The sequence below is a fragment of the Paraburkholderia sp. BR10937 genome (genome assembly GCF_040965695.1).
Classification (GTDB): Bacteria; Pseudomonadota; Gammaproteobacteria; order Burkholderiales; family Burkholderiaceae; genus Paraburkholderia.
The window spans coordinates 1-14,902 of the sequence record NZ_JBFRCL010000023.1; the positions used below are offsets into that span (position 1 = coordinate 1).

The following is a 14,902-nucleotide window of genomic DNA, read 5'->3' on the forward strand; positions in this document are numbered from 1 at the left end:
GGGAGCGGCTGAAGTCTCTTCCCAACGAAAAACGACCCGGCCGCGCATGCGACCGGGTCGTCAAGTCCCGCCCCTCGCGTTACTCCGTTCGGTACCTTAAAAAAGACCTTAACTGAACGGCATTACCATACCGCCGGGGCTTTGTCACAATGGGCGCTACGCGCCGGCAATCAGGCGCCTTGTCAAAGGAGATCGTGATGACGGAGCTTGTGACTTGCCTGTGGTTCGATGAAGGTAGAGCACGCGAAGCGGCGGAGTTCTACGCCGCGACGTTTCCGGACAGCCATGTCGGCGCTGGCCATGTTTCCCCGATACCTGGCATCGGCGCGGGAGCGGAACTGGTGGTCGAATTCACGGTGCTCGGCCGGCGCTTCGTGGGCCTGAACGGCGGCCCCAACTTCCAGGCGAACCAGGCTGTGAGCTTCATGGTCGAGACCCACAGCCAGGAAGAGACGGACCGCTACTGGAACGCCATCGTCGGCAACGGCGGCGAGGAGTCGGACTGCGGCTGGTGCAAGGATCGCTGGGGGTTTTCGTGGCAGATCACGCCGAAGCGCCTGCTCGAATGCGTCTTCGGCGCCGATCGCGAAGCCGGCAAGCGCGCGATGGAAGCGATGATGACCATGCGCAAGATCGACATCGCCACGATCGAGCGCGCCGCTGCCGCGAAGTAAGCGGCACGCCGCCGGACATCGCAAGCGCCGCATAGCTGGCATGCAGATGGCGCCAACATGGCGTGCGCGTCATATCGGGCGCACAAGGCGCTAACCACGCCGCGCGCAGGGAACGATACCTGCGAGATGCCCTCGTACGCACAAGGGCGGCACCACGATACGTGAGCCGCCGCCCGGCCATTCATCGAGCGGTCGACGCCAAGCCGGAGCGGCCTCGCCGCGATGCTTGCGAGGGCACCATGGAGTCTCGCCAGAGGCGTTCGATCGAAGTCGACTTTTTCCGCGGCGTCGTGCTGATCGTGATCGTGCTCGATCACATTCCGGGCAGCGCCTTGTCGCAGCTGACGTTGCACGCTTACGCGCTGTGCGACTCCGCCGAAGTGTTCGTGTTTCTCGGCGGTTACGCGTCGGCCGCGGCCTTCATGGCCGTGCGCGCGCACCGCGGCATGAGCGCCGCGCAAGGCCGCTTCCTGCGCCGCAGTTGGGAAATCTACCGCGCCTATCTGCTGACCGCCCTGCTCACACTGCTCTCGGGCGCGCTACTCGCGCTCCTGCACCTGAACCCCGCTGCCGCCGATCTGAGCGGCTGGGCGTCGTTCGCCGCGCATCCCATGCGCGAAACCTTCCACGTCGTCCTGCTCGCACGGCAGCCGTATCTGTCGAGCGTGCTGCCGATGTATGTCATATTTGCGCTGTGCGTGCCCGCGGCCGTGCCCTTCGCCCGCCGGGCGCCGCTCGCCACGCTGGTCTGCAGCCTGCTGCTCTGGGTCTTCGCGCCGCTGCTGGCTGCGCTCATCGGCGCGAGCACATTCGCGAACTGGCCGTTCAACCCATTCGCGTGGCAGCTGATGTTCGTATTCGGCATGCTCTGCCGGCTGCACCCGGTTCCGCCCGGCTTCAGGACCTCGGCAACCGCACGCTGGCTGGTGCGATGCGCGTTCGCCGCGGTGGCGCTGTTCGCGGCGGTGAAATGGTTCGTCCTGACTCAACCCATGCCCGGGACAATGAAACAGCATCTGGCCTTCGCGCGCGTCGTCAACTTCATCGGCATTGCCCTGGTGGCGGCGTATTTCGTTCATCGCGGCACGATCGCGCGGATCGCCGCGCGCGTGCCCGCCGTCGTGACCGTGGGCCGCACGGGGCTCGTATGCTTCGTCGGCGGCACGCTGATCTCGGTGATCGTCGACACCGCCACGCCACACGCGCTGCATGGCGCGGCGGCGTTCGCGGCGGCGCTGGCCGGCGACACCGTCGCAATCGGCGCGACGCTCATGCTCGCGAGGGCCTGGCGCGGCACGCTCGGGCGCCAGAAGGAGACGGCCCGTGCACGCGTCAACGGAGCCGGCTGCGGATGATACGACGGGGCACGCGCGCACTCGCATCCCTCAAGGCGATGGCGATCGCGATCGCCATCGCCACGCTCACGCTCATCGCCAGCGGCCCCGCTTTCGCCCAGCACACGCCTTCGCTGCCGCTGCATTGCACCGACCTTGCCGGCGCGCTGCTGCCGCCCGCGAGCGTCGGCCTGCCGACCAACGGCGCGCTGGTGCAGAGTGCCGCGATGATCTCCGCGACCGCCACAGGCAATCTCAACGGCGACTTCTGCCGCTTGACCGGCGTGATCCGCGCCCAGAGCGCCGGGACGCCGGACATCCGCTTCGAAGTGAACCTGCCGAGCCGCTGGAACGGCCGCGCGCTGCAATTCGGCGGTGGCGGCTACAGCGGCGTCGTGGTGACGGGAACCGGCCCGATGCCCCTCTCGCCCGACCGCGCCCCGCTCGCGCGCGGCTATGCGACCTTCGGCGACGACTCCGGCCACAACGGCACATCATCGGAAGCCAACTTCGGACTGCTTGAAGAAGCCGTGACCAACTTCGGCTACGCGCATTTGAAGAAGGCGCATGACGTTGCGCTTGCACTGATCACGCTCGGCTATGGGCGGCCGCCGGAGCACATGTATTTCGCGGGCGGCTCGACGGGCGGCCGCGAAGGCTACACCGTGATCCAGCGCTATCCCGACGACTACGACGGCGTGATCGCCAACTCGCCCGCGCTGAACTTCTCGGGCGTGCGCCTGAGCGGCGTCGTGGTGGGCCAGCACGAATACCGCGCGCCAGGCGGCTATCTGTCGCCGCAGCTGCTGGAGCATGTGTACGAGCGCGTGATGCAGGTGTGCGATACGCTCGACGGCGCGGCGGACGGCCTGATCAGCGACGTCGAATCCTGCCGAGCGAAAGAGCCGGAGATCATCGATTCGCTGCGTTGCGCCTCACAGGACCAGACGGATCGCCAGCACGCCCCCGACGACTGCCTCACGCCGCCGCAGCTCGCGACGCTCGAGAGCCTGCGCGACGGCCTGCGCCTGCCCTACGCGCTCGCCTGGAATGCCGATACCTATCGCGGCTACAACGTGTTCCAGGGCACGCGCTTCACGAGCATGCTGGGCCTCGCGCATTCGCCGCAGCGGCTGACTCAACTGGGGTTCGTCTCCAATGGCTACCTGTACGCGCAAGGCGATGCCTACCTCAAATACTTCATCACGCACGACCCGACTTTCGATTCGACGAATTTCGACGTGACGCATCCCGGCCGTTACCGCGAGCGGCTGCTTACGCTGTCGACGACGATCGGCGCGATGAATCCCGACGTGTCGCGCTATATCGCGCGAGGCGGCAAGCTCATCACCTTGCAGGGGCTCGCCGACGAGGTCATCAGCCCGAACCAGACCATCGCCTATTACCAGGGGCTGGTGGGGCGCTACGGCGAAGCGCGCGTGGACAGCTTCATGCGGCTTTACATGGTGCCGGGTTACCAGCACGGCAACGGCGTGTTCATTCCGTCTGTCGATCTGCTAGGCGCGCTCGACGACTGGGTCACGCACGACAGCGCACCGGAAACGTTGTTCGCGACCGACATTGCCCAGGCCACGAACGGCCGCACGAGGCCGCTGTGCCGCTACCCGGCGTTTCCGCGCTATCTGGGCAAGGGCAATCTGAATCGCGCGACCAGTTTCACGTGCGTGATGCCGCAATGACCCATGCGCGCTACGCGTCGCGCACCCGGCGAGCGGCACGCTGAGGCAGCACCACGATGCAGCCGACGATAAAGATCATCAACAGCGCCGAAGCATAAAAGCGGCTGAAGTGCAGGCCGCCGTCCGCGACAGGCTTGTCGAGCAGATCGCCCAGCGTCGCGCCGAGCGGCCGCGTAAGCACGAACGCGAACCAGAAAAGCGCCGTGCGCGAGACGCGCGGCCACAACCACAGCAGCGCCACGACCACGAGGCCCGCGCCGAAGATCGCAGCGCCGTATTCGTAGCCCACGCCAAGGCCGCCGCGGTCTTCGCCCGCCACCCAGTCGCCCAGCGCGGTGCCGAGCGTTTGCGAAAACAGGATCGTAATCCAGTAAAACCACTCGACGCGCGGCGTCGCGACGCTCTCGATCGAAACCGTGCCTTCTACCCGGTACCAGATCGCGAGACTGGCCACGAGCAACAGCAGAATGATCGATACGCCGCCGGGATAGCCTACGCCGAGTGAGCGGTCGAAAAAGTCGGCGAGCGTCGTGCCGAGCGTGGTCGTGGCGACGATCGTCGCCCAATAAAGCCACGGGTAGAAACGCTGTGCGCGGATCTGCGCCCCAACCAGCACGACGAAGCACGCGAGGAAAATGAGCGAGCCGACCAGATAGCCCAGGTTCAGTGACATCGTCACCCAGTCACCGCCGGTTTCGCCGAGCGTGGTGCAAGCAACCTTGATGATCCAGAAGCCGAGGGTCACGGCGGGGACCTTGCTGACCGCATCTTCGATGAGACTTCGTGTGGTGGTGGACATGAATACTCCTTGCGCCGCATGACGGGCGGAACGAAACAGCTTGGGACTATATGCCGCCGTAGCTTAACTAAACCTTAACTACGGCCGAATACGCACGAAACGCGAACCGTTGCCTGCGCATAAGCAAACTCTAAGGTTGGCTGCGTAGTCTGGGGACATGCGCCGTAGTGATCGGACTGCGGATCGGACAGCGGATCGGACTGCGCAAGATTGAATGAGTGTCTGCAAAACGGTTTTGCAATCCGCGCATTTTTAGTTATCCGAATCGATTTTATCATATGGAGTCATGCATCATGAAACTTATACTCGCTACTGCTATTGTCTCGCTCGGCGTCGTATTGTCCCCCGCCGCCTTCGCACAGGACACCGAACCCGCGGCACAAACCAGGCAGATGCAGATGCAGCAACCGGCACACCCGCAGCACGCCAGCACGCAACGCACCGACGACTCCGGTTATGGCATGGAAAGTTCGGGCACCTCGAATGCATCGGTTGCGCAAACGTCGCGCCACGACGCACTCATGTCACACGAGGGCCGCAACGACCTGTTCGCGCATCATTGATGTGCGAACAGGTCGCGCAGGCTGGCATGACATTGGACTAAAGCGCGACACATGCGGGATGTCACCCGCCGCCGCGCCGCTTGTCGCGCGCCAGTTCGCTCGGCGGCATGGCGTCGCTTTCCTGCAGTGGTTCACCAGCAAGCCGGCGCTTGCCAGTCTGATCGCTGGCGATACCCGAAGTTTCTCCTTCTGCGTCATATTCGGCGGCAACCTGCTTTTCGGCGCGGCTCCAGTATTCGTCCGCCCGACCTTGCGGCGCGCCGTCGTCTTCCCAGAGTTGATAAGCGCGTCGCCGGACGCGCTCTTCCCATTGATCATTCATGGTCATTCCTCCGATGTGCGCGCGTGAGCAGCGCGGCAACCGGCTGGCCGCGGTTGCGGATGGCGCACTGCATGTGCAGCGAGCAAACACGGTGCCCGATGCGTGCGTCATACTCACGCCACCCGCAATCGATCGTCCGTACGGCATGCTCGAATGCACGGTGGCCACACCCGATGGCCACCGGTTCGTAGTGGGTCAAAGCATTAGGTGACCCACGCCTGGTGTCTTTCTACGACGCCCGCCGGACGAATGACGTTTCTCAACATTCGCATGCCAAAGTCAGTTAGCGCGACACGGCGAAACCGATGCGCGCAGCCCATCGGTGCTGGTTGTAATCGAGAAGATCTTCGGCGTAGCCGTTGAAGTAGTTGAGGAACAGATACCCGCCCCACGCATTGCCGAATAGCTTGGCAAGCGGGTATGTAAATTGCACGTCGACGCTTCCATAGGTCGATCTCGTGCCTTTTCTCAGAGTCGTTGCGAGTTGCCAGCCATCAGGGCTGCCATATTTGAACAGCAGGTCGACATAGCCGCGATAGTGGGCAATATCCCCATTCGTCTCCTGGATGTGCTCGTACGCGTAGATTTTCGGCTCGATGGTCAGGTGGTTCGCGTTGAGGTCGCCGAAATCCCAGATCGGCTTCACGTATACGATGTCGACGCCGCGCGAACCCGGACCGGGCGTCCCGTTCGACTCGTGCTCGTAGCCGCTTTCGATACCCATCCGGGTGAACCAGCTGGACCTCCAACCGGTGTCCTCGAGGTAGTAGAAAAGCGCGGGCATGTAGCTCGTATCGTGGAACGGCGACTCGTCCCCGCGGACATCCCAAAGCGAAGTCTGCGTATAAGCAAAATAGAGGTTGTCGAGGAAACCGCGTGAACGCGGATCGTCCGGCAATATGAAGCGGAATTTGATACTGATCTGGAATCTTGCGAGATCCGCATCGCTCGACGACCAGCCGTCCGCGAAATAGTTTGGCTGGTAGAACGAAAGACGGCCCGCGAGGAAAGTGCCAATGTCTGGCACCAGCGAATTCGAGGGCTTTACGGCGGAAGGCGGCATTTGCGCCGCAAGTGAAGCATTACCCGCCATCGGTCCTTCGGCTGGCGCCGGGGCGACCGGTTCCGATGCGGACGCAACGGTTGCCGCAGGCACCAAAGGCGCAGAGGCAGGAGCCGCTGCGTTCACCGTTGCCGAGGCCGGCATGCGCGTGAGCAGGACCACCGAAGGCGAAACGTCCACGCCCGGCACATCCACTCTCAAAGCGCCGCGCGCCCATTTGGGCCATGCCGCGCTATAGCTCACGGCCTTCATCTCTCCGGCGGCGAGCCGCAAATGCTCGGGTGCACCTGGTTCGCGCGCGAGCAGCACGGCCTTCGGCAATGCCTCGCCATTGGTCAGCGTGATGCTCAAATCGCGCGGCACGTCGATCGAAGTGCCGGTCGGCGCATCGCCGGTATACACGATCGTCACGACGAGCGGTTCGTCGGATCTCGCCTCGCGCGGCGGGCGCATGATGGACACGGCGGCGCGGCTCGCAGGCACATAGCCCGCCAAAGTTGCCACGGCCAGGGTGGCACACGCCAGTCTGCCCCAAGCCAACCGGGCGACGGGAGCGGCACTCAAGTGGGGTGCCCTCTGAAATGCCAATCGAATCGCCACGTTGCCTCCTTGTATCGTCAGAATGACTCGCTGCCGGGCAAGCCAGGCCGATTTTCTGCGTGAGTGAAGCGTGGTGCTTTTCGGGAATCGTGCCCTATTCCCTGTTATTCGCTGTTACATAGAGGATGCCGAAATTGGTTGCCGCCGCTGCTATGATCAAAACGGTTCGTTCCGACTTGCCGGCCATGGCCGGCGAACGCTTTTCGCGAGGGCTGACAATGAAACCTGTCCTGCTTGCGCTAGCCCTGCTCGGCACTTCCACGTGCTGGGCTCAGGCCAGCGCTCCGGCGGCGTCGTCGCATCAGCATCACGTTGAAACCGTCGACGACCGCGTGAAAGAACTGCATGCCGAACTGAAGATTACTCCCGCCGAAGAGGATCAGTGGGCGAAAGTGGCCGACGTCATGCGCAATAACGCCAAAACGGTGGATGATCTGATCCAGCAGCGGCACGATAATGCCCAGCAGCAAACCGCGGTGGAGAACCTTCAATCGTGGAACGAGATCGCCCAGGCGAATGCCGAAGGCAGCAAGGCGATGCTCGATGCCTTCTCGGCGCTTTACGCGACCATGCCCGACTCGCAGAAGAAACTTGCGGACGCCGCTTTCCGGCCCGCTGAAGCGCACACGAAATAACCAGCCGCGAGCGCTGGCAACGCGCGCTCGCGACGGAGGATCGGCGATGAAACTCCGTGTGTTGAAGTTTGCATTCCTTTGTATCGCCACGACGCTGTGCGCGATGCAAACCGCACAGGCGCGCGTGAACGTCAATGTCGGCGTGGGCATCGGGATTCCTGGGGCGTTCTACGCGCCGCCGCCGCCCGTATTCTTCATGCATCCCGCCGCGCCGATGTGGCCGCCTCCCGTCGTGTATTCGCGTCACGGCTTTTCTCCGTGGCACCGTCCTCCGCATTTCATGGGTCCGCGACACGTCCGGCATCCCGGCTGGGGACCGCCGCCACCCCGCTGGCGCTAGAGGCGCCCTGATCGCCCCTGCTCCACCTTGCTCCATTACGCGGTAAACAAAAAAACCACGGCTCGCAAAAGCCGTGGCTCACCTCACTCCCCAGCGGTATCAGGCGCCGAGCGCGGGATCGCTATAGCTCGGGCGGCCCGTCTCGACGTGGCCCGCAATGCGGCGCACGAACGTCGCATCGCTATCGACCGTGATCGTCAGGTCGTACCAGCCGTGCGCGTTGCGCAGGTCGAGATAGAGCTGCCCGGTGTCGCCGCCGGGCACGGTGCGCTGGATCGTCGTGCCCGGGTCATACGCGTTGACGATCGTGAACTGGCAACGCGCGCCGCCCTTGTTCTCGAGGCGCAACTGCAGGTTGCCGTTCGCCACGTCGTAGCCCTCGGCCACTTCGGGGCGTGCCGTTTCGTTGCCGCCGAACCAGCCCGACTTGACCAGCGTGCCCGCGAAACGGCGCAGAAACCCGTTCGGCCCATGCACACTGAAGTCGTACACGCCGCTCGCGCCAATCGCGAGCTTGTCCTGCAGATGCTTGCCAGCTTCGACCGTATAGGTGCGCGGCGCATCGGTGCTGCCCGCCGTGTAGACGAGGAACACGGCACCGGCGCGGCCCGAGTTGACGAAGCGCGTGGTGACGTCGCCCGAGCCGGCGTTCGAATCGAAGCGCACGAACAGTTCGTACGGCAGCGCGCGCGCGTTGCGCACGCCTGCTTCCTGCTTCGGCACGCTGCCCACGACCGGCGGCACCGGCACGTAGTCGGGGTGACGCAGCCTGTCGGGCGGCGCATAGCCCGTCGTGGAAGGCAGCGCGGGAATCGCCGCGTTAGGCGTGGCGAAGTTGAATGCCGACGTGAGGTCGCCGCACACGGCACGGCGCCACGGCGTGATGTTCGGCTCGCGCAGGTCGTGATGCAGACCGAAGCGCTTCTCGATGAAGCGGATCACGGAAGTATGATCGAACGTCTCCGAGCACACCCAGCCGCCGCGCGACCACGGCGAGACCACGAGCATCGGCACGCGCGGTCCGAGGCCATACGGGCCCGCCGCGTACTTGCTGCTGCCCGGGAAAATCTCGTTCGTCGTATCGACGGTCGAGAGGCCGTTCGCGCTCGAAGCCGGCGGGAACGGGGGCGCCAGGTGATCGAAGAAGCCGTCGTTCTCGTCGTAGTTCACGAGCAGCACGGTCTTGCTCCAGAGGTCCGGGTTCGACGTGAGGATCTGCAGCACCTGGTCGACGTACCATGCGCCATAGTTCGCGGGCCAGTTCGGATGCTCCGAGTACGCCTCGGGCGCGACGATCCACGAGACCTGCGGCAGTGCATTGTTCGCCACGTCCTGCTTGAGCACATCGAAATAGCCGCCGCCCGCCAGCACGTTCGTGCCCGTGCGCGCGCGGTCATACAGCGGATTGCCGGGCTGCGCGTTCTGGTATTGATGAAAATACAGGAGCGAGTTGTCGCCGTAATTGCCGATGTACGGGTTGTCGCCCGTCCAGCCCCACGAGCCCTTGGCGTCGAGGCCCTCGCCCGCGTCCTGATAGATCTTCCACGTGATGCCCGCGCTCTGCAGGACTTCGGGATACGTGGACCAGCCATAGCCCGCTTCCGCGTTGTCGATCACCGGGCCGCCGCCGCCGCCGTCGTTGCCCACCCAGCCCGTCCACATGTAGTAGCGGTTCGGGTCGGTCGCGGTCATCGTCGAGCAGTGGTACGCGTCGCAAATCGTGAACGCGTCGGCGAGCTGATAGTGAAACGGAATGTCGTCGCGCGTGAGGTACGCCATCGTGGTCGTGCCCTTGGCGGGCACCCACTGGTCGTAGCGGCCGCCATTCCACGCAGCGTGCGTCGTCGTCCAGTCGTGCGGCAGGTCCTGGATGAACTGCAGACCCAGGTTGGACGCCGTGGGATGAAACGGCAGCACTTCGCCCGCGCCGGCCGCGAGCGGCTGGTTCCACACGGGCTTGCCGGTGGGCAGCGTGATCGCGCGCGTGTCGCCGAAGCCGCGCACGCCGCGCAGCGTGCCGAAGTAATGGTCGAAGGAACGGTTCTCCTGCATGAGGATTACGATGTGCTCGACATCGCGGATGCTCCCCGTGCGATTGTTCGCGGGAATCGCGAGCGCATTGCGGATGCCCTGCGGCAGTATCGTCAGGGCGGTGGCCGAACCGGCGCTCATCGCGGCGGTGCGGAGAAAGTCACGGCGGCTTCTCGAGGTCATCTCGTGGTTTCCATCTTCAGGTTGAGAAAGGCACGCACGGCACGCCGCCTTGACGGGCGGCAGGCGGCAAGGCCGCGCGGCCGGGTACGTCAATCGGCGGTGTGGATGACGGGTGTGACAAGCGGTTCGATCTGCGCGGCTTGTGTGTCTTGCGCGCTCCCGCCGGCGGGAGGCTTCGCCGGAGAGCGCACGGCGTTCGCGGGCAAGGCTACGCCGGCGTTCGCCATGCTGTTTGCACTATCTGTGAGATTCGATGCCCCCGCATCCGACGCCAGCGTGAATGCGTTGGCGAGCGCCGGGCGCTGTGGATTGCTGCCTGGCTGCGCTTGCGCGAGTTCGCGTGCCGCGTTCGTGGTGAGCGCGGCGCGCGCGTCGCTATCGCGTGCGCTGCATGCGCCAAGCGCACACAGCGCGGCTGCGCATGCAAACAGCATGGCCGGCGCACGCATCGTCGCGAATGCAGCGGGCAGGCTCAAACGTCTGCGCGACGCGCCTTGCCATGGCAAGCGCACCGGCGCGGATTCGACCGTCATCGAAGTCTCCGTCCAGATAGAGGCACAACAACGGCTCGAGGAGCGGCCCGAGCGGGGCCTCGCGCGCAACACAGACAGCGGCGAGGCAACGCCGAAGCATAACGATGCCGCTTTTAAATTTTGTGACGGTGCGTGGGGTCGCGCGAATGGCAGCGCAGGCGGATCAGCCTGGCGCGTGGCGGATCTGCAGTTCCGCGTATCCGGTCGCGGAATCGAGCTCGCGTGAGAAACGATGGCCGGGCAGCAGCACCAGCAGCAGCTCCGCCGTGGTGCGCACGGTGCAGCCGCACGCGACGTGGCCGCCCAACACGCGGCCTTGCGCGTCGGACACGGACATGTGCAAATGGGCGCCATCGGGCGACACCGAGCCCGCGAGCGTAAGGATTTCGAGGTCGCCGCGTAATTCGGTCGGCGTTTCGGCGCCGGCGAATCGCAACTGAGCGACGCTCAGGCTGCCGATGCCCTGAATGACGAACGCCGCATGCGAGGCTTGCTGGCCCAGCAAGCTTTCGACGGCGACGCGCAGATCGTCGCCGGGAGACAGCCGTACGGGATGGATTTGCATGCTGGCCTCGGGGTCGTCGTATCCGGCACAGGTTAGGCCGGGACGAAGCATGAGGCAAGTCACACCATGGGCAACGGCCCGCTAGAAGCGGGCCGCTCTTGCCTTCGCGCCTTCACTCGCCCATCAATGATGCGCGTAGATCGGACCCAGGCCGGGAATGTCATGAGGCGCCGAAGCCGTGGACGCGCCCGCTGCCGACGAACCATCCGCCACGCCGCCGAACGCCGATGCCACCGCGCCATTCTGTGCACTCACCTTCGCTTCGGCGGCCTCGATGTGCTGCGGATAGTCGTTGTAGTCGGCCGCCGGGTTGTAGCCGACCTGTTGGAGCTGCACCAGTTCGGCGCGGACCTGGGCACGCGTGAGCGGCTCGGCCGACTGCGCGAAAGAGACGACGGGAACGGCGACAACAGCGGCAACGATCAGCGACTTGATGAGTTTCATGGTATCCACCTGTGGGCAATGAGTTGGTTCGGACCACGATTGCGTGGCTCGCGCGTCCAGTCTTTTTCGATGTCTCTTGTGCGACGTCGCTGACTGGCATGGGTGTATTTGAACTCCCGCACGTATCCCGCTTGTTTCCGCAAACCCCTGCTTTTGCAAGCCTCCTTGTCCATTGCCACGGTGGATACACAACGGTACAAAACCCCTCGCTACTCCCGCATTTCGCTCAGCGACACCCCGTTCGGACGCAGGCGCAAGCGCGTATCGATGCGCTGCCACGGCAGATCGGCGGGGTCGGCGGCCATGGGGCCGGGCGCCTTCGCCACGAGATGCGCCGAGGCTATCGCGTCGAAATCTGCGCGATAGTGGACCGAACTCTTGTTCACCAGAATCTTCATGCGCTCCGGTTCGATACCCGCGGCGCGATACAGATTGCGGTCGAAGATCTGCATCTTGACTGAGCTCACCGCGATCTTCACGCCGTCGATGCGCAGGCACGCCACCGGCCCGATCTCGGTCCACATACCGTTCATCATCGGGCCGTCGAAACGTACGCGCCCATCGGCGAGATGCTCCACGACGAAACGCCCGGCAAGTGGCGCGTCGCCGGGCACGCCCTTGCCGCCCGCGAGCGCCAGTTCGATCGTCGCGCCCACGCCCGCTTCGTGCGCCTTCGCGGCCGCCTGCGGGTCCCAGATCAGGCCCACGGCCGCGTCGCGCGCGCCCTGGCGCAATAGTGCACGCACGAGGCCCATCGTGTTCGAGTCGCCGCCCACGCCCGGGTTGTCCTGGGTGTCGGCGATGACCACCGGCTGCGTGGCGTGCTCGGCGAGGCGCAGGGCTTCGCGCACGGCGGCGTCGGGGTCGAGAAAGCGCACTTCCCAGTCGCGCTCCTGCTCGACGATGGCCGACGCCAATTCGTTCACCACCGCAATGACGGCGGCCTCATCGAAGCCGTAACCCCACACGGCCGCGCCGCACTCGGGAAAATCGGCGGCCGGAAAGCCCGGCGCGAACGAAAGCGAGACGACCGAATCGTCCTCCAGCTGCGCGAGATGGGCGTAGGTGCCGCGCGCCGGTTCCGCGAGCGTGCACATGCCGTTCACGGGAATCAGGAACGGAATGCGGCGCACGTAGCGCTTGAGCTTGAGCCTGCGCCCGGGCTCCGCGACGAGGCGCGTGAGGATCTGCGCGGCGCGCGCGCCCGTTTCGGCCATGTCGACGTGCGGATAGGTGCGATACGCGACCATGGCGTCGGCGTGCGTGAACATCTGCTCGGTCACGTTGGCGTGCAGATCGAGCGAGACCACCACGGGCATCCCGCGGCCCACGATGGCCCGCACGCGCGCGAGCAGCGCGCCCTCGCCGTCGTCGAGATGCTCGGTGACCATCGCGCCGTGCAGGTCGAGGTAGATCGCGTCGAAGCCGCCGCGCCGCACGGCATCGACGATTTCGCCGGCAATGCGCTCGAACGCGTCTTCGGTCACGTGCGCGGAAGCGCTCGCCCCGGCCCAGACGACCGGCACGAGCGTATGGCCGGCCGCTTCCGCCGCCTGGATGAAGCCGCCGGCGGGCACGTTCACGTCGCGCAGCGAGAGCACATCGGCGCCGCGCGTGAGCGGCGGAAAGCCCTCGCCCTGAACGAAGCTTTGATAACTGGCTTTCGTCGGGGCGAACGTGTTGGTTTCGTGCTGGAAGCCCGCGATGAGAATCTTCATTTTCTCTTACCTCACTTGCATAGGATGACTGATCAAATACATTTCGTGTCGTGCCTTGAAGGCAGCAACGTACGTTCAGGGCTTCGCGCCCGCGAGCCTGACCGAAAGAATCAGCAGCGCGCCGATGAGCGACACGCCCGCCATGGCGAGCAGCGCCGGCTGGAGGCTGCCGGCCGCCGTCTTGATCCAGCCGATCGCCGCGGGCCCCCAGAATCCGCCGGAAAGCCCGATGGTGTTGATGAGCGCGATGCCGCCCGCCGCGGCCGGCCCCTTGATGTACTCGGGCGGAATCGCCCAGAAGACGGTGTAGGCCATCCACAGCGCCATCGTCACGAGCGTGAGCAGCGCGAGCGTGGGCGCCAGGTGATTGCCCGTGGCTGCGCACAGCGCGAAAAGCAGCGCGGCGGCCGCGGCCGGCACGGCGCAGTGAAAGCGCCGCTCGCCTAGCCGGTCCGAACGGCGGCCCATATAGAGCATGCCCACTGCCGCCGCGACATACGGAATCGACGTGTACCAGCCCAGCGTGATCAGATTGCTCACGCCCTGCGCCTTGAGAATGGCGGGCAGCCAGAAGCTGATGGCGTAAATCGACGCGATGATGCAGAAGTACGCAAACGCGAGTACATAGACCTTGCGGTCGCGCAGCACGCTGCCGAACGAGGTGGCGTGGGCCTCCGGCGCGCCGACTTCGGCTTCGATCTGGCGCTTTTCGGTGTCGCTCAGCCACGCCGCGTCGGCCGGACGGTCGGGCAGATAGAGGAACGTCGCGATGCCGAGCACGATGCACGGCAGGCCTTCCACGAGAAACATCCATTGCCAGCCCGCAAGGCCCGCCTTCCCCGCAAGCGTGCTCATGATGGCCGCCGAAACCGGGCCGCCGACAATGCCGCCGATCGGCCCGGCCAGAAACACCATCGCAATGGCGCGCGCCATGCGCGAGGGGCCGTACCAGCGCGAGAGATAGAAGATCATGCCCGGCGCAAAGCCCGCTTCGAACACGCCTAGCAGGAAGCGCATGGCGTAGAACGCGGGCACGCTGCGCACGAACAGCATGCACGCCGACGTGATGCCCCACAGCACGAGAATGCGCCCGAAGGTCTTGCGCGCCCCGATCTTCGGCAACAGCAGATTGCTCGGCAGTTCGAACAGCACATAGCCGATGAAGAATATGCCCGCGCCCACGCCATAGGCCGCATCGGAGAAGCCGAGGTCGGTCTGCATCTGCAGCTTGGCGAACCCGACGTTTACACGGTCGAGGTAAGCAAACAAATAGCAGATCAGCAGAAACGGCAGCAATCGCGCGTTGATCCTGCCGTAGAGCGCGGAAGCGTCGAGGCTTCTCGCGCGGGGAAGAATGGCGGCCATGTCCTGTCTCCTGTCTGGTTTGCGTCGTGCGCA

Annotated in this window: 16 protein-coding genes; 7 read left to right on the forward strand and 9 right to left on the reverse strand. The window is 65.0% G+C overall.

Annotated features, from left to right (window positions below; translation table 11 throughout):
- Positions 1-197 precede the first annotated feature (197 nt).
- From AB4Y44_RS19800 to AB4Y44_RS19810, 3 genes are all read left to right on the forward strand, one after another.
- On the forward strand, positions 198-674 hold the full coding sequence (locus tag AB4Y44_RS19800; protein WP_342920013.1) for a VOC family protein: 477 nt from the start codon (positions 198-200) through the stop codon (positions 672-674).
- 239 nt (positions 675-913) lie between these two features.
- Positions 914-2,029 (forward strand): OpgC domain-containing protein, encoded by a 1,116-nt coding sequence (opgC, locus tag AB4Y44_RS19805; RefSeq protein ID WP_368700623.1) that lies wholly within the window; start codon positions 914-916, stop codon positions 2,027-2,029.
- Positions 2,026-3,708 (forward strand): tannase/feruloyl esterase family alpha/beta hydrolase, encoded by a 1,683-nt coding sequence (locus AB4Y44_RS19810; RefSeq protein ID WP_368700624.1) that lies wholly within the window; start codon positions 2,026-2,028, stop codon positions 3,706-3,708. The genes opgC and AB4Y44_RS19810 overlap by 4 nt, the downstream gene beginning before the upstream one ends.
- Positions 3,709-3,718: 10 nt before the next feature.
- Here AB4Y44_RS19810 and AB4Y44_RS19815 read toward each other — a convergent pair whose 3' ends face one another.
- Positions 3,719-4,507: a hypothetical protein gene (locus AB4Y44_RS19815; RefSeq protein WP_342920010.1), complete on the reverse strand. Its 789-nt coding sequence runs from the start codon at positions 4,505-4,507 to the stop codon at positions 3,719-3,721.
- A gap of 293 nt (positions 4,508-4,800) precedes the next feature.
- Between AB4Y44_RS19815 and AB4Y44_RS19820 the strand changes: the two genes are divergently transcribed.
- Complete coding sequence (locus tag AB4Y44_RS19820) at positions 4,801-5,070, forward strand: hypothetical protein (protein WP_368700625.1); 270 nt, start codon at positions 4,801-4,803, stop codon at positions 5,068-5,070.
- Between the two features lie 61 nt (positions 5,071-5,131).
- Here AB4Y44_RS19820 and AB4Y44_RS19825 read toward each other — a convergent pair whose 3' ends face one another.
- Positions 5,132-5,398, reverse strand: a complete 267-nt coding sequence (locus AB4Y44_RS19825; protein WP_342920008.1) for a DUF2934 domain-containing protein — start codon at positions 5,396-5,398, stop codon at positions 5,132-5,134.
- Positions 5,399-5,675: 277 nt separating this feature from the next.
- Positions 5,676-6,764 (reverse strand): phospholipase A, encoded by a 1,089-nt coding sequence (locus tag AB4Y44_RS19830; protein WP_368700626.1) that lies wholly within the window; start codon positions 6,762-6,764, stop codon positions 5,676-5,678.
- Positions 6,765-6,798: 34 nt separating this feature from the next.
- Between AB4Y44_RS19830 and AB4Y44_RS19835 the strand changes: the two genes are divergently transcribed.
- The 3 genes from AB4Y44_RS19835 (at position 6,799) to AB4Y44_RS19845 (ending at position 8,030) form a co-directional block, all read left to right on the forward strand.
- Positions 6,799-6,942 carry a hypothetical protein gene (locus AB4Y44_RS19835; RefSeq protein WP_368691351.1) on the forward strand — a complete coding sequence of 48 codons (144 nt, stop codon included), beginning with the start codon at positions 6,799-6,801 and terminating at the stop codon, positions 6,940-6,942.
- 247 nt (positions 6,943-7,189) lie between these two features.
- Complete coding sequence (locus AB4Y44_RS19840) at positions 7,190-7,690, forward strand: Spy/CpxP family protein refolding chaperone (protein WP_368700627.1); 501 nt, start codon at positions 7,190-7,192, stop codon at positions 7,688-7,690.
- 46 nt (positions 7,691-7,736) lie between these two features.
- Entirely contained in the window at positions 7,737-8,030 is a 294-nt protein-coding gene (locus tag AB4Y44_RS19845) for a hypothetical protein (protein WP_035512844.1), read from the forward strand.
- 99 nt (positions 8,031-8,129) lie between these two features.
- Here the strand turns inward: AB4Y44_RS19845 and AB4Y44_RS19850 are convergent, their stop codons facing one another.
- The 6 genes from AB4Y44_RS19850 to AB4Y44_RS19875 form a co-directional block, all read right to left on the reverse strand.
- Complete coding sequence (locus AB4Y44_RS19850) at positions 8,130-10,244, reverse strand: phosphocholine-specific phospholipase C (RefSeq protein ID WP_368700628.1); 2,115 nt, start codon at positions 10,242-10,244, stop codon at positions 8,130-8,132.
- Between the two features lie 89 nt (positions 10,245-10,333).
- Entirely contained in the window at positions 10,334-10,777 is a 444-nt protein-coding gene (locus tag AB4Y44_RS19855) for a hypothetical protein (protein WP_368700629.1), read from the reverse strand.
- A 163-nt stretch (positions 10,778-10,940) separates the two neighbouring features.
- Positions 10,941-11,342: a PPC domain-containing DNA-binding protein gene (locus AB4Y44_RS19860; protein ID WP_342920003.1), complete on the reverse strand. Its 402-nt coding sequence runs from the start codon at positions 11,340-11,342 to the stop codon at positions 10,941-10,943.
- A 123-nt stretch (positions 11,343-11,465) separates the two neighbouring features.
- On the reverse strand, positions 11,466-11,786 hold the full coding sequence (locus AB4Y44_RS19865) for a DUF4148 domain-containing protein (RefSeq protein ID WP_368700630.1): 321 nt from the start codon (positions 11,784-11,786) through the stop codon (positions 11,466-11,468).
- A 209-nt stretch (positions 11,787-11,995) separates the two neighbouring features.
- Entirely contained in the window at positions 11,996-13,504 is a 1,509-nt protein-coding gene (locus AB4Y44_RS19870; protein WP_368700631.1) for a M81 family metallopeptidase, read from the reverse strand.
- Positions 13,505-13,579: 75 nt separating this feature from the next.
- On the reverse strand, positions 13,580-14,869 hold the full coding sequence (locus AB4Y44_RS19875; protein ID WP_368700632.1) for an MFS transporter: 1,290 nt from the start codon (positions 14,867-14,869) through the stop codon (positions 13,580-13,582).
- Positions 14,870-14,902: the final 33 nt, after the last annotated feature.